18 protein-coding genes and 1 tRNA gene are annotated in these 17,788 nt (G+C 49.4%); 4 read left to right on the forward strand and 15 right to left on the reverse strand.

Features of this window, described 5'->3' with window-relative positions; all coding sequences use genetic code 11:
• The first annotated feature begins 1 nt into the window (after position 1).
• From dapE to AC9UEO_RS07785, 3 genes are read left to right on the forward strand one after another with little or no spacing between them, the layout of a single operon-like run.
• Entirely contained in the window at positions 2-1,159 is a 1,158-nt protein-coding gene (gene dapE / locus AC9UEO_RS07775) for a succinyl-diaminopimelate desuccinylase (RefSeq protein ID WP_509531806.1), read from the forward strand.
• Positions 1,156-2,019, forward strand: coding sequence for a 50S ribosomal protein L3 N(5)-glutamine methyltransferase (gene prmB / locus AC9UEO_RS07780; protein ID WP_509531808.1), 864 nt, complete (start codon positions 1,156-1,158; stop codon positions 2,017-2,019). Before dapE ends, prmB begins: the two co-directional genes overlap by 4 nt.
• Entirely contained in the window at positions 2,016-3,950 is a 1,935-nt protein-coding gene (locus AC9UEO_RS07785) for an ABC-F family ATP-binding cassette domain-containing protein (RefSeq protein WP_509531811.1), read from the forward strand. The genes prmB and AC9UEO_RS07785 overlap by 4 nt, the downstream gene beginning before the upstream one ends.
• 64 nt (positions 3,951-4,014) lie before the next feature.
• Here the strand turns inward: AC9UEO_RS07785 and AC9UEO_RS07790 are convergent.
• The 6 genes from AC9UEO_RS07790 to AC9UEO_RS07815 form a co-directional block, all read right to left on the reverse strand.
• A tRNA-Lys gene (locus AC9UEO_RS07790) sits at positions 4,015-4,090 on the reverse strand.
• Positions 4,091-4,165: 75 nt separating this feature from the next.
• A complete protein-coding gene (locus tag AC9UEO_RS07795; protein WP_509531813.1) occupies positions 4,166-4,936 on the reverse strand; it encodes a tRNA threonylcarbamoyladenosine dehydratase in 771 nt (256 codons plus the stop codon).
• Complete coding sequence (gene ybgF / locus AC9UEO_RS07800) at positions 4,933-5,835, reverse strand: tol-pal system protein YbgF (protein WP_509531816.1); 903 nt, start codon at positions 5,833-5,835, stop codon at positions 4,933-4,935. Before ybgF ends, AC9UEO_RS07795 begins: the two co-directional genes overlap by 4 nt.
• Positions 5,832-6,395 (reverse strand): peptidoglycan-associated lipoprotein Pal, encoded by a 564-nt coding sequence (pal, locus tag AC9UEO_RS07805; protein ID WP_509531819.1) that lies wholly within the window; start codon positions 6,393-6,395, stop codon positions 5,832-5,834. Before pal ends, ybgF begins: the two co-directional genes overlap by 4 nt.
• Positions 6,396-6,411: 16 nt before the next feature.
• The gene (gene tolB / locus AC9UEO_RS07810) at positions 6,412-7,686 is read right to left on the reverse strand and encodes a Tol-Pal system beta propeller repeat protein TolB (RefSeq protein ID WP_509531822.1); all 1,275 of its coding nucleotides are present in this window, start codon (positions 7,684-7,686) and stop codon (positions 6,412-6,414) included.
• Entirely contained in the window at positions 7,683-8,438 is a 756-nt protein-coding gene (locus tag AC9UEO_RS07815) for a glycosyltransferase family 2 protein (protein WP_509531824.1), read from the reverse strand. Before AC9UEO_RS07815 ends, tolB begins: the two co-directional genes overlap by 4 nt.
• Before the next feature lie 65 nt (positions 8,439-8,503).
• On the opposite strand from AC9UEO_RS07815, the gene msbA reads away from it, so the two are divergent.
• Positions 8,504-10,246, forward strand: coding sequence for a lipid A export permease/ATP-binding protein MsbA (msbA, locus tag AC9UEO_RS07820; RefSeq protein WP_509531826.1), 1,743 nt, complete (start codon positions 8,504-8,506; stop codon positions 10,244-10,246).
• On the opposite strand, the gene AC9UEO_RS07825 is transcribed toward msbA, so the two are convergent.
• The 9 genes from AC9UEO_RS07825 to hemF are packed head-to-tail and all read right to left on the reverse strand — an operon-like array spanning position 10,225 to position 17,783.
• The gene (locus AC9UEO_RS07825; RefSeq protein ID WP_509531829.1) at positions 10,225-11,280 is read right to left on the reverse strand and encodes a glycosyltransferase family 9 protein; all 1,056 of its coding nucleotides are present in this window, start codon (positions 11,278-11,280) and stop codon (positions 10,225-10,227) included. The two genes, msbA and AC9UEO_RS07825, sit on opposite strands and share 22 nt — an antisense overlap.
• A 23-nt stretch (positions 11,281-11,303) precedes the next feature.
• The gene (locus tag AC9UEO_RS07830; RefSeq protein WP_509531832.1) at positions 11,304-12,452 is read right to left on the reverse strand and encodes a glycosyltransferase family 4 protein; all 1,149 of its coding nucleotides are present in this window, start codon (positions 12,450-12,452) and stop codon (positions 11,304-11,306) included.
• A 6-nt stretch (positions 12,453-12,458) separates the two neighbouring features.
• Complete coding sequence (locus AC9UEO_RS07835; RefSeq protein WP_509531834.1) at positions 12,459-13,196, reverse strand: polysaccharide deacetylase family protein; 738 nt, start codon at positions 13,194-13,196, stop codon at positions 12,459-12,461.
• On the reverse strand, positions 13,193-14,671 hold the full coding sequence (gene rng / locus AC9UEO_RS07840) for a ribonuclease G (RefSeq protein ID WP_509531837.1): 1,479 nt from the start codon (positions 14,669-14,671) through the stop codon (positions 13,193-13,195). The genes AC9UEO_RS07835 and rng overlap by 4 nt, the downstream gene beginning before the upstream one ends.
• Entirely contained in the window at positions 14,672-15,277 is a 606-nt protein-coding gene (locus AC9UEO_RS07845) for a Maf family protein (RefSeq protein ID WP_509531840.1), read from the reverse strand.
• Complete coding sequence (rlmH, locus tag AC9UEO_RS07850) at positions 15,274-15,741, reverse strand: 23S rRNA (pseudouridine(1915)-N(3))-methyltransferase RlmH (protein ID WP_509531843.1); 468 nt, start codon at positions 15,739-15,741, stop codon at positions 15,274-15,276. Before rlmH ends, AC9UEO_RS07845 begins: the two co-directional genes overlap by 4 nt.
• On the reverse strand, positions 15,738-16,256 hold the full coding sequence (rsfS, locus tag AC9UEO_RS07855) for a ribosome silencing factor (protein ID WP_509531845.1): 519 nt from the start codon (positions 16,254-16,256) through the stop codon (positions 15,738-15,740). Before rsfS ends, rlmH begins: the two co-directional genes overlap by 4 nt.
• Positions 16,240-16,863, reverse strand: a complete 624-nt coding sequence (gene nadD / locus AC9UEO_RS07860; RefSeq protein ID WP_509531848.1) for a nicotinate (nicotinamide) nucleotide adenylyltransferase — start codon at positions 16,861-16,863, stop codon at positions 16,240-16,242. The genes rsfS and nadD overlap by 17 nt, the downstream gene beginning before the upstream one ends.
• Positions 16,860-17,783 carry an oxygen-dependent coproporphyrinogen oxidase gene (gene hemF / locus AC9UEO_RS07865; RefSeq protein WP_509531851.1) on the reverse strand — a complete coding sequence of 308 codons (924 nt, stop codon included), beginning with the start codon at positions 17,781-17,783 and terminating at the stop codon, positions 16,860-16,862. Before hemF ends, nadD begins: the two co-directional genes overlap by 4 nt.
• Positions 17,784-17,788 lie beyond the last annotated feature (5 nt).

Raw genomic sequence — 17,788 nt, forward strand, 5'->3', positions numbered from 1 at the left:
GATGTCTGCCACCCTTGAGTTGACCGAGCAACTGATTGCTCGCCCCTCTGTCACCCCAGATGATGCCGGATGCTTAGAGATTTTAGGCAACCGTTTACTCGCTTGCAAATTTGAATCAGAGCGTTTGAACTTCGGCCCAGACAACTTCAGGGTGAGCAATTTGTGGGCGATCAAGCGCAGCTCCTCACAAGCACCCACTTTGGTGTTTGCAGGTCACACCGATGTGGTTCCTACCGGCCCTTTAAACCAATGGACCACAGACCCTTTCACCCCAAGCCACCGCGATGGCAAATTGTTTGGGCGTGGTGCCAGTGATATGAAAACTTCTTTGGCTGCCATGGTGGTTGCGACAGAAGAGTTTTTAAAGCAAGAAGCCCATCCTCGGTTTTCCATAGCCTTCTTGCTGACCAGCGATGAAGAAGGTCCCTCAGTAGATGGCACAGTCAAAGTTGTTGAGTGGCTTGAGTCTCGAGAAGAAAAACTTGATTGGTGCATCGTAGGTGAACCCACGGCAGTTCACCGCATTGGGGACATGGTTAAAAACGGTCGCCGAGGCACACTGAGTGGCAAACTCACCATCAAAGGCATTCAAGGTCATATTGCCTATCCGCAACTGGCCAGCAACCCTATCCATTTGTTTGCACCTGCCTTGGCCGAATTAACCACAACCAGCTGGGATAAGGGCAATGATTTCTTTCAACCGACCAGCTGGCAAGTGAGCAATATCCATGCAGGTACAGGGGCAAACAATGTCATCCCCGCAGAAGTGGTGGTTGATTTCAATTTCCGATTCAGTACCGAATCAACCGCTGACGAGTTAAAGCAAGGCTTGGAAGCTGTGTTGCGCAAACACCAACTGGATTTCAACTTGACATGGACCTTAGGGGGCTTGCCGTTCCTAACCATCCCTGGTGATTTATTGGGCGTTGTTCAAGCAGCCATTCAAGCCGAAACGGGTGTTAACACAGAGCTTTCCACAACAGGTGGCACCAGCGATGCGCGTTTCATTGCCCAAATATGCCCCCAAGTCATTGAACTGGGCCCACCCAATGACAGCATTCACAAAATTAACGAGTATGTCCGCGTGAGCGATATAGATACATTGAAAAATATTTACCTGCGGATTTTGCAAGGCTTGCAGCGCCATACCAGCGCATGACAGTTTTTGAATTGATTGAAAACTGCGCCAAGGCCTTAACTGATGCAGGGGTGAGCTTTGGCCAAGGTACGTTGCAAGCCGCTGACGAAGCCGCTTGGTTGGTTCTTTGGAAGTTAGGCCTGCCTTTGGATGTAGATACCCATACGCTGCTTGATGACCTGCCAGACGCTTGTGTTCAAGACGTTCTGAGTTTATTGACCCAGCGTATTCAAACCCGCAAGCCCTTGGCTTATTTGACCCAAGAAGCTTGGCTGCAAGGCGTGTCTTTTTATGTGGATGAACGCTGCTTGATTGCGCGCAGCTTGATTGCCGAGGTGTTAGCGGATGGCAGCATTGACCCTTGGCTAAATCCAAAGGCAAGCAACGCTCTGGATTTATGCACAGGCGGAGGCAGTCTTGCGGTCTTGGTCGGCCTTGCCTACCCACAACTCGACGTGCAGGCCTTGGACATCTCAGAGGATGCGTTGGCGGTTGCAGCCATCAATGTGCAAAGACATGGTTTGCAAGAACGTGTAAAGCTTGTTGCGTCGGATGGTTTAGCAAAAGCCCAAGGCATGTTCGATCTAATTGTCTGCAATCCTCCCTATGTCAATACCCAAAGCATGGCATTGCTTCCCCTTGAGTTTCAAGCCGAACCCCCCTTGGCCTTGGCTGGTGGCAGCGACGGCATGGACTTCATTCGCCAGTTACTTCAAGAAGTCCCCTCTTTTATGAAAGAAGATGGCATCTTGGTATTGGAAATTGGTCATGAGTATGAACATTTCATAGCTGCATTTCCGACACTTGAATTCACCGGCCTGTCTACAAGTACAGGCGATACACAGGTACTGCTGATCACGCAATCGGCATTGTTGGCATGATCACACTTAAAAATATCAGTTTGCGCCGCGGTGCAAAAATTCTGCTTGACCAAACCTCGGTGAGTTTGAATCCAGGGGAAAAAGTGGGCTTGGTGGGCAGAAATGGGGCAGGCAAATCGTCCTTGTTCGCCTTGCTCAACAAAACGTTGACGGAGGACTCCGGAGAGTTTGAAATTCCTTCTCAATGGCGAATGGGCCAAGTGGCACAAGACATGCCAGAGACCGATGCCAGTGCAACAGACTTTGTGATTGAAGGCGACACCGAGTTGGTGGCAGCACGGGCCGAGGTGACTGCTGCCGAGGCCACGGACGACGGTGAACGCATGGCCAATGCCTATATGGCCTTGCATGATGCTGGTGAACACGATGCCGCTTCCCGCGCACAGGCGTTGATACAGGGCTTGGGATTCAAAACCCTTGAACTTAACAAGCCAGTCAACAGTTTTTCCGGTGGATGGCGTATGCGCTTGCAGCTGGCCCGAGCCTTGATGTGCCCAACCGAGTTGCTGTTGTTGGACGAGCCTACCAATCACTTGGACTTGGATGCATTGGTATGGCTTGAAGCGTGGCTCAAACGCTATGAAGGCACCTTGTTAGTGATCAGCCATGACCGAGAGTTCTTAGACGCTGTTACCAATGTCACCTTGCATATTGATGCGGGAAAATTAGTGCGCTACGGTGGCAATTACAGCAAGTTTGAAGACATGCGTGCTGAACAAATGACCTTGCAACAAAATGCTTTTGCCAAGCAGCAAGACAAGATTGCACACTTGCAAAAATTCATTGCCAGGTTCAAAGCCAAAGCAAGCAAAGCCAAGCAAGCACAAAGCCGTGTCAAGGCTTTGGATCGCATGGAAAAAATTGCACCGCTTTTATCTGAAGCTGATTTTCAATTTGAATTCAAAGAGCCTGCCAATCTCCCCAACCCCATGCTGTCTATGCAGCATGTGGACTTTGGCTACCCCGCAGCAAGTGACGCCGCCGATGGTGCTTTGCCTACCGTGATTGTTCGAGATGTCAGCAAGTCAGTGTTGGCCGGACAACGAATTGGTATTTTGGGTGCCAACGGTCAAGGTAAATCCACAGTGGTAAAAACCATCGCACGAGATCTTGCCGCCATCAACGGTGAAATCACCGAGGGTAAGGGCTTGAACATCGGCTATTTTGCTCAACAAGAATTGGATGTGCTGCGCCCTGCAGACAACCCGCTTGACCACATGATTGCGCTTGCCAAAAAAGTAGCTGCTGAGGGAAAATTGGCTGGACAGGCTTCACGAGAACAAGACTTACGCAGCTTTTTGGGTCAGTTCAACTTTGGCGGCGACATGGTCAAGCAAAGTGTGGGCAGCATGAGCGGGGGTGAGAAAGCCCGCTTGGTGCTTTGCATGATGGTGTGGCAGCGACCCAATTTGCTGCTGCTCGATGAGCCTACCAATCACCTTGATTTGGCCACCCGAGAGGCGCTCTCGATGGCGCTCAATGAATTTGAAGGCACTGTCATGTTGGTCAGTCACGACCGCGCCCTGCTTCGCGCAGTATGCGATGAGTTTTGGCTGGTCTCCAAAGGCGGCATTGCGCCGTTTGATGGCGACTTGGATGACTACCAACAGTTCTTGCTCGACGAGGCTAAACGGATGAAAGCTTTGGCACAGGCAGAACAGGCGCAACTTCAACAAAAAGTGCAGGCCGCTGCTGCAAAACCTTCACTGCCCAAAACACCCCCGCAAGGTTCATACAAAAAACAGCAGCGCCTTGAGTCCGATATGCAAACCCTAGAGCAAGAAAAAGAGAAGTTGACTCAGTCCATGTCTTTGACCACCGTACCCACAGAGTTAGCCAGGTTAGGAAAACAATTACAAAACACAGAGGATCAACTCTTACAGCTCGAAGCCCAATGGCTTGAATTGCTTGAACAGTCAGAGAAAGCTTGAACAAGTAGCACACATAAAAAAAAGCCAGCTCTGTTTGAACTGGCTTTTTTGTCTGCGATGGGGGTGGTAGGACGTGCTGGATTCGAACCAGCGACCAACGGATTAAAAGTCCGCTGCTCTACCAACTGAGCTAACGTCCCATCTTGATGCTTACATGCTTTTGGCGGTTCAGCAAAGCCGTAAAGTATAACTGTTTTTTGTCAATTTTTGTGCCTCTATACGGCAGATTTTTGGGACAACAGGTCTAATACCCAAGCAGCTGCGCAGTTGCCAAATGTCGCGGTGACGGTGACCACTGAACCATAGCCATGGCAGTTCAATGAGCTGTCTCTTTGCGCATCAACTACTTGCGAGGGTGCCACACTTTCTTTGCTAAAAACAGCAGTAATTCCCATGGGCTTTGCGGCAGCTGGGACGGCGTTTTGCTTGCGAAGACGTTGGCGCAATTGGGACAGCAAAGGGTCATGGGTAACATCAGCCAAATCTGCCACATCAACTTTGTGGGGCTTACGTTTGCCACCGGCCGCCCCTACCGTGATAAAGGGCGCATGGGTGGCCAAAGCCCAAACAGCCATGGCTTGCTTGGCAGCCATTTGGTCGCAAGCATCTATAACTGCATCTGCTTGCACAGACAATAAGGCAGTGCAATTTTCAGGCGTCAGAAATTCCTCGACCGCAGCCACTTGGCAATCTGGGTGAATGAGGTAAATTCTTTCTTTAAGCGCAAGCACTTTGGACATGCCAAAAGTGGTCGTCAAAGCCGGCAGTTGACGGTTGATATTGGATTCAGAAATATGATCCAAATCAATCAAGGTCAAAGCTCTTACGCCGCTGCGGGCAAGACACTCCACTGCCCATGAGCCTACACCGCCTACACCGACCACCACAACATGGCTTTGACGAATTTGTTGGGCGCCAATTTCTCCATACAAACGTGAAAGACCACTGAAGCGTCTGTCAGCATCTGAGACGTCTTCAAATATCACTTGATTTGTGCCAACCTGTCCTTGGCAGCAGCAGCGGCTTCTGTGGTTGGATATAACTTTAAAAGATCGTTAAAGGTTTTGCGTGCTTCTTTGGTTTGCTTGATTTCCAATTGTGCATTGCCAACAGTCAACATCGCCTCAGGTGCTCTAACGTGGTTAGGAAAGTCAATGACCAACCCTTTGAGCTGGGCAATGGCTTCATTGAAGTCACGACGTGCAAATTTGGCACTGCCTAACCAATACAAAGCGCTGGGTTTATAGCCTGAATCGGAATAGACACGAATAAACTGAGCAAATTCTTTGGCGGCTTGGGCAAAGTCACCTTTTCTAAACAGCACAAAGGCTGCTTCGAAGTCGCGTTTTTCTTCGGGTTCGGCTAGAAACTCAAAACCGTCCACCTGAACATTGACCTTGCTGGACTTGGGTGCCTCTTCCTTAACTGGTGGTGAAGGTGGAGGCGCTTCTTGCTTTGCGAAATGAGCATGAATTTTTTGAAAACGCTCTTCAATTTCTATACTGATGTCCTTTTGCGCACGTTGCAAAAGACTTATTTCTCGCAATAACTGCTCGCGTTCGCCTCGCAAACTTGCGACATCTTGCTTGAGTGAATCAATTTGAGCTTGCAACTGTAAAAGCGGTTGCCGATTGTCTTGTTTGGACTGGTTGAGCTCGACTTCTACTTGTTTGCGCAGAAGCTCAAGTTGCTTTTGAGATTGATCAAGGGATTTTTGTAGCGTTTGTTCTGAGGCTTGCAATTGTGTTTGTCGCTGGTTTTCAAGCCGTTGCCGCAAATCTAATATGGCGCGCCTGGCCTCTTCATCTTCAAACAGGGCAGCCTGTGCAGTGGGTGCCAATACACCCAATAAGCACAGATACGCAACAAGAAGCCAAGATTTCATCGGTAAAAGAACTCAGCGCGACGATTTTTTGCAAATGCGCTTTCATCAGTACCTTGTACTGAAGGTTTTTCTTTGCCAAAGCTCACCGACTCCACTTGAGACTCCTGAACACCAAGCAAACTCAGACTTTGGCGAACTGCGTCAGCACGCTTTTGACCCAAGGCAAGGTTGTACTCACGACCACCACGTTCATCGGTATGTCCTTCAAGTGAGACTTTCGCCTTGGGGTTGGCTTTGAGAAATTGTGCGTGGGTTTCAATGGTGCTTTGGTACTCTGACTTCACCACAAAGCTGTCATAGTCAAAGAAAATCACCTTGGAAACATTGCCCGCAGGACCTGAACTCAAGTTGGAGCTGGCCGAGCTATCAACAGGAACGACTGCGGACTTGGCTTCTTTTGCATCTGGAGCGGCTGTGACAGGGGCAGGCATGACGGGGTCAGGGGTTATGGAAACTTTGGCGCCTGATTTATCTTCGACTGGCACGTCATTGAGTTTGACACCAGAAGCGCAGCCAGAAATTAGCAGGACAAGTCCCAGTGACAAAAATAATTTTTTCATGAAATCTCCAGATGAATCAAGGTTTGAGAAAAGGGCCCCAATGGGGTTCTCGCATGTTGGAAGTTTGTCCAGCGAGTCTGGCGCGTATTTTGCCATCTAAAGTTGTCGTCATCAGGGACTCTCGTCCTTGCGATTGGGTTGAGTACATAATTAGTTTACCGTTTGGAGCAAACGTGGGTCGTTCATCTGCGTTCGTGTCTGTCAAAGGCACAACTTTATCGTTGATCAAATCCATGATGTGGAGTTTGTAGGCAGACCCCACACGAGAGATAAATGCCAGCCATCGTCCATCAGGACTCAGGCTGGGTGAAATGTTGTAACTGCCCGTGAAAGTAACTCTTTGCACCGGACCTCCGGTGGCGGGGGTTCTGTAAATTTGCGGCGAGCCGCCACGGTCACTGACAAAATAAATTGCTGAACCATCAGAACTGAAAATTGGTTCGGTATCTATGCCGTTGGACTGCGTGAGTCGTTTGGGCTCACCGCCCTTGGCGTTAATTAAAAATAACTGTGAGCCACCATCACGGCTCAAAGTAATGGCAAGACTATTGCCATCAGGCGACCAAGCAGGCGCACTGTTGGAGCCTTTGAAATTGGCAAGCACTCTTCGCTTACCAGAAGCAATATCGTGCACATAGACGACGGGTTTGCGAGACTCAAAAGACACATAGGCCAATTCGTTGCCGCTGGGTGACCAACTGGGCGAAATAATGGGCTCTTGACTGGTCAAAGCGGCTTGCGGATTCTCGCCATCAGCATCTGCGACCCAGAGCAAATGTTTGGGGCCTTGCTTAGTGATGTAAGCGATACGGGTTGAGAAAATACCTTTATCACCCGTCAGTTTTTCATAAACGTGGTCGGCGATGCGATGCGAAACCAAGCGCAAGTCTGCGGGGACAACCACATAGCTTTGCCCGCCCATGTCTTGACCCTTAACAGTGTCCCATAGACGAAAACGAACATCGAACCGACCGTCAGCCATTCGTGAAATACTGCCTGTTAAAAGAGCGTCTGCAGGCTTTTGCCGAATAGGTTCAAAGTCGGGGCGAGTAACTTCATCAATGACCATGCCAGCAGGTGTACTACGAAATTGCCCACTGCGATCAAGGTCAGCAGACACAATTTGGGTGATTTTTTGAGGGGCGTTGTCTTCACCGCGGAAGTTGGCTATGGCGATGGGAATTTGTGTCACGCCAACGCCAGAAATTTCAACCCTGAAATCTGCTTGGGCTGGTACAGACCATAAAAAAGTCAAGAGGATCAGTCCAAGAGAGGAAAATAAAGAAGTCATTGCTTTCCTTGGTTCAAACAATACAAAGTAAAGTATTTGCCATAGGCCGCCTGCCCTTGCAGGATACAAACGGCCAGACCCATGGCGCCATCCAAAAATCCCAAGCGAAAAATATAGCTTTTGATAAATGCGACAAGACCTGAGCCGACCGCACGAGACATGGTGGTGGTGTGACCTTGCGCAAATTTTTGTGCGGCCCAAGCTTGGCTGTAAACCTGCAATTTGCGCCAATAGGATTGGGCGCAGGGATAACTGAAATGAAGCAGGGACTGCTTAAGTCTGCCCCTAGGTTGGCCTTGAAGTGAAAGAACTTTTTCATGAACCACATCATCGCTGAAGCGGGCTGTGTGTCTTTGAAACAATCGCGTCACTCGGTCAGGCCGCCAACCACAGTGATGTATCCACTGGCCGCAAAAATTGGTCAATCTAGGAATATCGTAAAGCGAAAAGCTTGGCTGAGATAAAGTTTGTTGAATTTCCAAAGACAATTTGACAGACACACGCTCATCTGCGTCCAAAGACAAGACCCAGTCGTGACTGGCAAAACCCAAGGCTTTATTTTTTTGCGGACCAAAGCCCTCCCAACTGTCAGCTATAAAGACTTTGGCGCCTAGATTTTGAGCTAATGAAACAGTGTCATCTGTGCTTTGACCATCCAGCACAATCACTTCATCTGCAAATGCAACGCTTTCGATACAGGCCACAATATTGGCGCTTTCATTGCGTGTAATGATGATGACACTCAAAGGCATACTGCGATTCTAACCAAGCGAGGTTTCAGTATCGTCATAATCCGAAAAAAGTTTTTTAACAAAACATGACCACTCAGCCTCGTATTCGGCATCGACTTGTTCGTGCATTTGCCCATTTCACCCATCCTATCAGCGCATGGGTGGTGACGGCTGTATGCGTGTTGCTGGTGTCTGTCACAGAGCCCTTGATCCCAGCCTTGCTCAAACCGCTGCTCGACAAAGGTTTTGCACAAAATGATTTTCCAATATGGCAAGTACCGATAGCCTTGATTGGACTTTTCGGTTTGCGCGGTTTGGGCGTCTTCCTCAGTCAGGTGGCCATGGCCAAAGCCACCAACCATGGTTTGATCCAATTGCGAATGAAGATGTTTGCAAGGTTACAAAATGCGGATTTGGCTTTATTCAAGCAGCAAACCGCCAGTGCACTGGGAAATACCCTTGTTTTTGAAGTCCAAAACGGGGCGCAGCTGATGGTGAGTTCGCTAATGAGTTTGGTGCGCGATAGCTTGACCTTGCTCGCCTTGGTGGCCTACCTTCTTTATTTAAATTGGCAGCTCAGTTTGATTGTGGCCTTGCTGTTTCCAGCGGTGGCTTGGTTGATGAAAGCCTTGAGTACACGCTTGTACCAAATCACGCGAGACACGCAAGCAGCCACCGACGAGCTGGCCTATGTGGTTGAAGAGACCTCATTGGCTTACAGAGAAATACGGCTTCATCAAGCCCAGTCCATGCAAATCAGTCGTTTTGAAATTTTGGCAAAAACGCTTCAGCGCTTGGCCATGAAGACATCTGTTGCCAGCTCGAGCATGACCCCCATGACACAGATTTTGTCTGCTATCGCTTTATCAGGCGTGATCAGCGTGGCTTTGTTACAAAGCCACCAAACCGGCATGACTGTGGGTGGGTTTGCTGCATTTGTCACTGCGATGTTGATGTTGATTGCCCCAATCAAACACCTGTCAGAAATCACTGGCCCGCTTACACGTGGTCTAGCAGCGCTAGAACGCGGTTTTGAATTGATTGAAGACACGCCCTTAGAAAGTGGGGGCAGTCACCAATCGCTTAGGGCACGCGGCCATATCCAGTTGGAAAACATCTCTGTGAAGTACCAGTCTGATATGCCGTGGGCTTTACGGCATATTGACTTGAATATCAACCCAGGCGAAACGTTTGCCTTGGTGGGCTCGTCTGGCTCAGGTAAAACCACGTTGGCCAATGTGTTGCTTCGTTTTGTCAGTATCTCTGAAGGCAAAGTTTGCCTTGATGGAATACCTCTTGAGGACTGGGATTTGCTTTCATTACGCAAGCAATTTGCCTTGGTAAGCCAAAACGTGGTGGTTTTGAATGACAGCCTAGCTGCAAATGTTGCTTTGGGTCAAACACCGGACGAGCAACGGGTAATTGCCTGCCTGCAAGCCGCGCATTTGGGCGATTACCTTGCTAGCTTGCCCCACAATATTCATACCTTGGTTGGTCATAATGCATCTTCCTTGTCTGGTGGACAACGGCAACGCTTAGCAATTGCAAGAGCCCTGTACAAAGACGCACCAGTGCTTATTTTGGATGAAGCCACTTCAGCGCTGGATAACGAGTCTGAGCGTTTGGTGCAAGATGCACTTCAAAGTCTGCAAAAAAACCGGACGACCTTGGTTATTGCCCACCGGTTAACCACCATTGAAAAAGCCGATTGCATTATTGTGATGGAGCAAGGCCGCATTGTTGAGCAGGGAACACACCAACAGTTGCTACAAGCGCAAGGTGCTTATGCAGCCATGTTCAAACACAGTCAATCGGCTGTTTTGTCGTAAGCGAGCAGGGTTGACACAGCCGATACAAATGAATCAACACTTGGTTGAATCAAGCGCAGACACCATGCTTCGTTATGAAACGAGGTCACTTCTGGATATGTGAACCAAACCAGCGTAGGTTTGCGCAAAGCAACCGCCATATGGTAGGGGCCAGAGTCAGTTGAAACAAAAACATCACAAGCATCGATCAGACCGGTTGAACTGCTCAACGTGGTTTCACCTGCTGCATCCACGATATGAAGATCTTGCAGGTGTATTTCCCTCAAATGCGTCATAAATGCTTGGTTCACATCTTTTTCAAAAGGTGCGCCACTTAAAAGAATATTGGCAGGGTAAAGCTTCAAAAGGTGATGAAAGCATTGGGCCAAATGTTTCAAATTGGGGCGTTTGACCATGGCGTCTGCTGTGCCACAACCGATGTTCAAACCAATCACGGGCAAATCATTGTGAAAACGATGTTGGTGAAAAGCTTGCCACGCCCTGCCCTCGTCTGTGACTTGCATTTCAATGGGGGTGGTTAAGCGCTCTAAGCCAAGCGCTTGCAAAGCCACAAAGTCGCGATTGGTGTAATCCATGGGCAAAGTCAGTGCATGGCTTTGTGCGAATTCACGCACACTCGGCGAGGACTTTTCATAGAAAAAAGAACGCAAGGGAAACTGTGCAACACCTACAGTGGATGCGTCCACAGCCCTGCCAGCTAACCAAGTGAGTGCCGAGGTTTTGATGCCGTATGGCTCGAAATCAATCACCATATCTGGTTTAACCTCGTGGCAAATTCTTCGCAGCGAGGCCCAGATCGACCAGAAGGAGGCCCTTTTGCCATTTGCGTCTGACGGGTCTTTATCACGCACCGTGATGAAATGCGCACTTTCCAACAAAAAATGTTGCGCTATCAGAGCTTCAGTTGGGTAACCAGGATGTTTACTTAAAAAAACCAAATGCAACTGAACCTTCGGCCATCGGTTTTTCAATACACGCCAAGCCGCAGAACTGCGCAGCAAGTCGCCCACCCCTAGACTGTGGGACTTGATCATCACAATCGAGCGCGGGTCTGTATTCACTGTGCAGCCAGTTTTTGAAATAAGTCGTCGTATTGCTTTGCTGAATCTGACCAGAGGTGGTGCATAGAAAAATCAAGCGCAGCTTCTTGATGCTGGGCATAGGTTGCGGGCTCAGACAATTTCAAAACAGCTGCGGCAAGTGCGTTCACGTCTAAGGGGTCGGGCAAGATCATTGCATTAACCTCATTTTGCAAATCAGCAGCAACACCACAATATTTTGCTTGGCTTACCACTACGGGCAGTCCAAAAGACATGGCTTCAAGAACAACCATGCCAAAAGTGTCTTCTAGCGAAGGGTGAAGCAATATATCTGAACCAGCATAGACTTCCTCCATATTGCTGATAACGCCTAAGTAGCGAACCCGATCTGCCATACCCAGGCGAACCAAGCTGTCTTGCCATGGCTTGGTGGGAGTGGCTTTACCGACAACCAGCAAGCTGTATGAATTATCGAGCGTTGCCAACACTGCCAATACTGTGTCAAGATTCTTTTTGACGGCGTCATTGCCCACCCACAATAAAACTTTGGAAGACTTAGCGTTCACCTTTAAAACTGATGCAGAGCCAATTGCATGCCCAGTTGAACGTGGGTAAATGCCTGGTGAAATACTCAGTAACTGCGCTTGCGGTATGGGCGGTTGCATATTTTGCAAACGCTGTTTCAAAGGTTTTGACACAGCCACCCAAAATCGCTTTGGTTGCAATCGAAAACGAAAAAACTCTAAGGCGGTATAAGTCCATAAACGAGCACTGGTCAAGTATTTAAACCCATTGTGCAAGCGTTGAAGAAAAGTTAAATCTTCCATTGATTTGCAACGCATCGGCAAGACATGAACGGTTTGAACCTGTCCATGCCAAGTGTTTTCATGGGAATGCACAATATCAAAACCGCGCCGAGTAAGCCACCATGTGGCCAAGGCGAACCACAATTGGTTCAGCCATCGGGGACGTTTGAAAAACAAAGGAATGGGATGGTAAGTCACTGTGTCCAACGCGCGGTCCATCTCTTGGGCAAAGACATGGACATCATGCATTTGCGCCAAAGCCACAGCGATTGCCACCGCATAGGCCTCTGCACCTCCCGCATCTCGGCGAAAGGTTCGGTGTAACACAGCGATTTTCAAGCGAGACCTTGCCATAGCCATGCTGACCTAAGCAAGTCTTTTACTGTCTTCATAGCGTGTCAACACTTTAAGAAGAAATTGAATCGGGTTTGTTGAGCGAACCACGGGAACCCTTGGAAGCGCAGTCATTCTGTCAGTTGAACATGCCCTGCCCCGATAGGTAGTGGTAGCAGCCACATAACCCGCTTGTGATACCAAGACTTCATGCTCAGGAGAAAAATGGCCATAGGGGTAGCAAAATTGTGTCACTGATTTTTGCAAAAGGTTCTCTAGATCGCTTTTGCTTTGGTGCAATTCATTGCTCGCTTCAGCTAAGGAAAGTTGGTTTAAGTTCGCATGACTACATGTATGCGAACCCACTTCCATACCCGCATCCACCCATGTACGCATCTCCTGAACACTCATCAAGGCAGCTTGGGCGATACCAAGCGCAGCATCCCACTCGTTATGCTGACCAAGCCTTCCGCTCACAAGATAGCAAGTGGCGCTAAAGCCATGGCTTTTTAAAATGGGAAGCGCTTGCAGGGCATTGCTTTGGTAGCCATCATCAAGCGTGATACCCACCACCTTGCCTATTTTTTCGCCACGCAAATAAGGCATCAGGTCTGACATCGCCAACCCCTTGTAGCCAAGTCGGGCAAGCCAATGCATTTGTGTCGAAAAAGAAGATGGCGATACCCATAGACTGCGCATCGGAAAACCCCTTGGTGGGGCTTGCTCAATATGGTGATAAGTCAATATGGGAATGCTGTGGGCAGATGTCATAGCAACACAATGTTGTAGTCTTCTGGCCCCATGCCTACTTCAGTCATCAAAGAAATAGGTTTTCGAATAAAGTCACTCAGCCCTGCCAAATGATGGTTTTCTTCTTCTTGGAGCAAATCGACCACGGCAGGTGAGGCCAGTACGCGAAATTCATGGGGATTGAATTGCCGAGCCTCTCGCAAGATCTCACGCAATATGTTGTAGGCCACACTGCGTGCCGAGTTGACAATACCGCGACCTTGGCAGCTCGCACATGGTTGACACAATAAATGTGCCAGCGACTCTCTGGTTCGCTTGCGAGTCATCTCTACCAAACCTAATGGTGAAAAACTGCTCACCGATGTCTTGACGCGATCTTTGGCAAGTTGCTTAGAAAACTCACCAAGCACGGCCGCTTGGTGGTCTTGCCTTTGCATATCAATGAAGTCAATGACGATCATGCCACCCAAATTGCGCAATCGCAATTGACGTGCAATAGCGACGGCCGCTTCCAAATTGGTTTTGAAAATAGTTTCATCAAAACTTTTGGCGCCCACAAAGCCACCGGTATTCACGTCCACTGTGGTCATGGCCTCGGTTTGGTCAATGATTAAGTAGCCACCCGATTTCAGATCAACTCTTCGCCCCAAGGCCAAAGCAATATCTTGATCGATACTGAATAAATCGAAAATAGGTCGCTCACCTTTGTAGTGAACCAGTTTGTCAACAGACGATGGCATGAATTCTTTGCCAAAAGCCATCATCATTTCAAATTGCTCGCGTGAGTCGATGCGAATAGTTTGGGTACCGTCAGATACAAAATCACGCAGCACCCTTTGCAAAAGATTCAAATCTTGGTAAAGCATGGACTTGGCAGCTTGGTTAAGGCTAGCTACACGAATGCGCTCCCAAGTTTTTCGCAAATAAGCAATATCCTCGCTGAGTTCTTGGTCAGTGGCATCTTCCCCGTTGGTGCGAAGAATATATCCACCTTTGGCTTCGCTTTGGTGCGCCAGTCTCGACAATCTCTCTCGCAAAACCTGACGTTGCTCGGTAGGTATTTTTTGCGAAACACCAATGTGATCATCTTGCGGCAAAAACACCAGCAACCGCCCTGCAATACTGATTTGGGCAGACAGACGAGCGCCTTTGGTACCCATAGGGTCTTTCATCACCTGTACCAATATCGATTGACCTTCAAAGACCTGCTTTTCAATGGGTACAACAGGCTGAGGTGCAACATCGGGGTCCGCATGCTTGGCATTCACACTGCTCATCAAATCAGCAACATGCAAAAACGCGGTGCGCTCTAAACCAATGTCAATAAATGCAGACTGCATACCGGGCAACACCCGAACGACCTTGCCAAGATAGACATTACCGACCAACCCACGCTCAAGTGAGCGCTCTATATGCACTTCTTGCAAGGCGCCGTTTTCTATCACCGCTACGCGGCTCTCATGCGGTGCCCAGTTGATGAGGATGTCTTGTTGCATTTAGACGGCCCCAATCTTTTTGAGCAATAAGGTAGTTTCGTACAAGGGCAAGCCCATGATGCCTGAGTAGCTTCCTGAAACACGGGAAATGAAAGCACTGGCGCGACCTTGAATAGCATAGGCCCCTGCTTTTCCCATGGGTTCTTGGCTGGCTACATAGTCTTGGATTTCTAATGCTGTCATAAGTGCAAATTTAACCCGCGAACGGCTCAATGCAAGGTGTATGTCTTGATTGTGACCGATGGCGACGGCCGTCAAGACCAGATGCGTTTTGCCTGACAAAAGGCTCAACATCTTTGTCGCCTCGCTGGCATTGGCTGGTTTACCCAAAATTAGACTGTCCACTACTACAGTGGTGTCTGCGCACAATACAGGCGCAGACACCAATGACTGCTGTTGCATCTGCTGCATGGCAGATTGAAGTTTTAAACGGGTGACTCGTTTGACATATTTGAGTGCCGACTCAAGTGGCAACACCGCTTCTAAGGCCTCGGCTGCCTCTGGGTCGGTTGGCAGCAGCACTTGGTAAGCAACACCAATTTGATCGAGCAAGGCTTGTCGCCGCGGGCTTTGGGACGCCAAGTAAACAAACGGTAAAGCACTCATTCGCGGTGATAAGGATGGTTGGTCATGATTGACCAGCAGCGGTAGAGTTGTTCAATCAGTACCACTCGGGCCATGGCATGGGGCAAAGTCATGTCAGACAAGCGTAGCAAGCTGCTGCCGTCTTTGCGAATAGCGGGGTCAAAGCCATCGGCGCCGCCGATGATGAAAGCCACGTCCTGCCCTTCAGATTGCCAACCGTTCCAGCGCTGCGCAAGGTCCATGGTGGTGGTGCGCTGCCCATGTTCATCAAGCCAAATTTTGTGGCAGTCGCGCGGTAAAACCTCATCGATGCGCTTTCTTTCAGCGGCCCAAATTTGGGCTGTGGTGCGAGACGCTCTGGGTTCAGCTTTGACAGTTTTGAGGCCTACGCCTGCTTCGGGCGGGAGTCGCTTGAGGTAATCATCCCAAGCCGTTTGCGCCCAGTCAGGCATTCGCATACCAACTGCAACCACCCACAGCTTCATTTTTTACGAGGTGCTGCGGGACGCTTTTTTACCGCTGGGGTCTTCTTGGTAGCGGAAGCAGCCTTTTTGGCCGGGGCAGTTTTTGTAGCTGCAGGTTTGGCTCGAACGGGTTTGACCGCGGCAGGTGGTTTTTCAATAACAGGTTTGGGTGCGCCTAGCTTGATTCGCACAGGTTTTTCGCCCCAAATTTCTTCTAAATGGTAATAGGTTCGAATGGCCGGCTGCATGATGTGGACCACCACAGAGCCGCAATCGACAATGATCCATTCCCCGTTGTCCTCGCCTTCCATGCGAGGCTTGGCAAAGCCTGCATCTCTGACACCATCGCGCACACTGGCAGCCAAGGCCTTGGTTTGTCGATTGGAAGTGCCACTGGCGATCACGACCCGCTCAAACAACGATGACAAATGTTCGGTGTTAAAGACCACGATGTCTTGCGCCTTGACATCCTCCAGACTGTCAACAATGCTTCTTTGCAGTTTTTGAACGTCTTTTTTTTCAGCGGCTTCTGTCATGGGGTTCCAAATAAAGATGGTTTTGTTGGATGTAATGGGCGACGGGAGGCAAGAGAAGGTCAGACTCTGGGTGGCCTGACGCATAACTGGCACGCACGGAGGAAGAGCTGATATTCATCAAAGGTATGTTCATACGCATCACCCGTTCTAGGGGTAGATTGTGCCACTCGACCGAATACGCCTTGTCAGCACTGATAGCAGGACGTTGAACCACCACCAGCATGGCCATCTCCAATAGCCGCTGCCATTGGTGCCAAAGCGTAAAACTTGCGGCTTGGTCAGCACCTACAAGAACACAAAATTGGGCGCTTGGGTGACGTACTTGCAACTCATCTAGGGTATCGACGGTATAACTCGGACCTACGCGACGAGTTTCCATGTCGTCCACCACCACCTGCGCCATGTTTTGAAAAGCCAAACGAGCCATGGCTAGGCGGTGACTGGCGTCGGACAAGACACGCGATTTATGCCAAGCCTGTCCAGTCGGGACTATGTACAAAATATCGAGTTTCTGATGCGCAATAACGGCCTGAGCCAAGGCTTGGTGCGCAAGATGAGGGGGGTCAAAAGCCCCGCCAAAAATGCCAATGCGCTGAACTTGGCTCAAGCGCTTTGAGCCCAATCTTGGGGGACCAAAAAGTGCGTGTAGAGTTTTTCTTCTGCCGACCCGGCCTCAGGCGTTTGCTGGTAGGACCAACTCACCAGAGGCGGCAACGACATCAGAATAGATTCTGTGCGACCACCGGATTGAAGACCAAAGTGCGTGCCCCTGTCCCAAACCAAATTGAACTCCACATAGCGACCCCGCCTGTAGAGTTGGTGGTTTCGTTCGCGTTCCCCGTAAGAAGTGTCCATACGTTTGGTGACGATGGGGAAATAGGCTTCGTTGAAAGCGTTACCGACGCTTTGCATCATGGCAAAACTCTTTTCAAAACCAAGTTCAGAAAAGTCATCAAAAAAGATGCCCCCAACCCCGCGGGGTTCGTTTCGGTGCTTGAGGAAAAAATACTCATCGCACCATTTTTTAAAACGCGGGTAATAAGAAGTATCAAAACCATCTAAGGATTGTTTGCATTGGGTATGAAAGTGACGAGCGTCTTCATCAAAACCATAGTAAGGCGTTAAATCCATGCCGCCGCCAAACCAGGCCACGGCTTCTCCGGATTCAGGTTGGGCCAACAAAGCCCGAACATTCAAATGCACTGTGGGCACATACGGATTGCGTGGATGAAAAACCAAGGACACCCCCATGGCTTCAAAAGAAGAACCTGCCAGTTCTGGGCGATGTTGTGTTGCAGATGGGGGTAATTTGGGGCCTCGCACATGCGAAAACCCACAGCCGGCTCTTTCAAAAACATTGCCGTTTTCTAAAATTTGGGTGATGCCTTTGCCTTGAAGCGTTTCACCCGGAGGTTTTTCCCATGGGTCACTTATAAACGCATGGCCGTCGATGGCACTCAAGGCCGAGGTGATGCGTTGTTGCAATCCAAGCAAGTAGTCTCTTACAGGTTCAAAAGATGGGTTCATAGAGA

The organism is Limnohabitans sp., from assembly GCF_040401495.1.
In the GTDB taxonomy this organism is placed as follows: domain Bacteria; phylum Pseudomonadota; class Gammaproteobacteria; order Burkholderiales; family Burkholderiaceae_C; genus Limnohabitans.

Bases quoted from the DNA above. Each gene is read 5' to 3' on its own strand.
- AC9UEO_RS07830 (WP_509531832.1), bottom strand. From the start codon at position 12,452: ATGGCTATGGCAAGGTCTCGCTTGAAAATCGCTGTGTTACACCGAACC.
- tolB (WP_509531822.1), bottom strand. From the start codon at position 7,686: ATGACTTCTTTATTTTCCTCTCTTGGACTGATCCTCTTGACTTTTTTA.
- pal (WP_509531819.1), bottom strand. From the start codon at position 6,395: ATGAAAAAATTATTTTTGTCACTGGGACTTGTCCTGCTAATTTCTGGC.
- AC9UEO_RS07825 (WP_509531829.1), bottom strand. From the start codon at position 11,280: ATGATCAAGTCCCACAGTCTAGGGGTGGGCGACTTGCTGCGCAGTTCT.
- rlmH (WP_509531843.1), bottom strand. From the start codon at position 15,741: ATGAAGCTGTGGGTGGTTGCAGTTGGTATGCGAATGCCTGACTGGGCG.
- ybgF (WP_509531816.1), bottom strand. From the start codon at position 5,835: ATGAAATCTTGGCTTCTTGTTGCGTATCTGTGCTTATTGGGTGTATTG.
- AC9UEO_RS07845 (WP_509531840.1), bottom strand. From the start codon at position 15,277: ATGAGTGCTTTACCGTTTGTTTACTTGGCGTCCCAAAGCCCGCGGCGA.
- AC9UEO_RS07815 (WP_509531824.1), bottom strand. From the start codon at position 8,438: ATGCCTTTGAGTGTCATCATCATTACACGCAATGAAAGCGCCAATATT.
- rng (WP_509531837.1), bottom strand. From the start codon at position 14,671: ATGCAACAAGACATCCTCATCAACTGGGCACCGCATGAGAGCCGCGTA.
- msbA (WP_509531826.1), top strand. From the start codon at position 8,504: ATGACCACTCAGCCTCGTATTCGGCATCGACTTGTTCGTGCATTTGCC.
- AC9UEO_RS07785 (WP_509531811.1), top strand. From the start codon at position 2,016: ATGATCACACTTAAAAATATCAGTTTGCGCCGCGGTGCAAAAATTCTG.
- AC9UEO_RS07835 (WP_509531834.1), bottom strand. From the start codon at position 13,196: ATGACATCTGCCCACAGCATTCCCATATTGACTTATCACCATATTGAG.
- hemF (WP_509531851.1), bottom strand. From the start codon at position 17,783: ATGAACCCATCTTTTGAACCTGTAAGAGACTACTTGCTTGGATTGCAA.
- dapE (WP_509531806.1), top strand. From the start codon at position 2: ATGTCTGCCACCCTTGAGTTGACCGAGCAACTGATTGCTCGCCCCTCT.
- prmB (WP_509531808.1), top strand. From the start codon at position 1,156: ATGACAGTTTTTGAATTGATTGAAAACTGCGCCAAGGCCTTAACTGAT.
- rsfS (WP_509531845.1), bottom strand. From the start codon at position 16,256: ATGACAGAAGCCGCTGAAAAAAAAGACGTTCAAAAACTGCAAAGAAGC.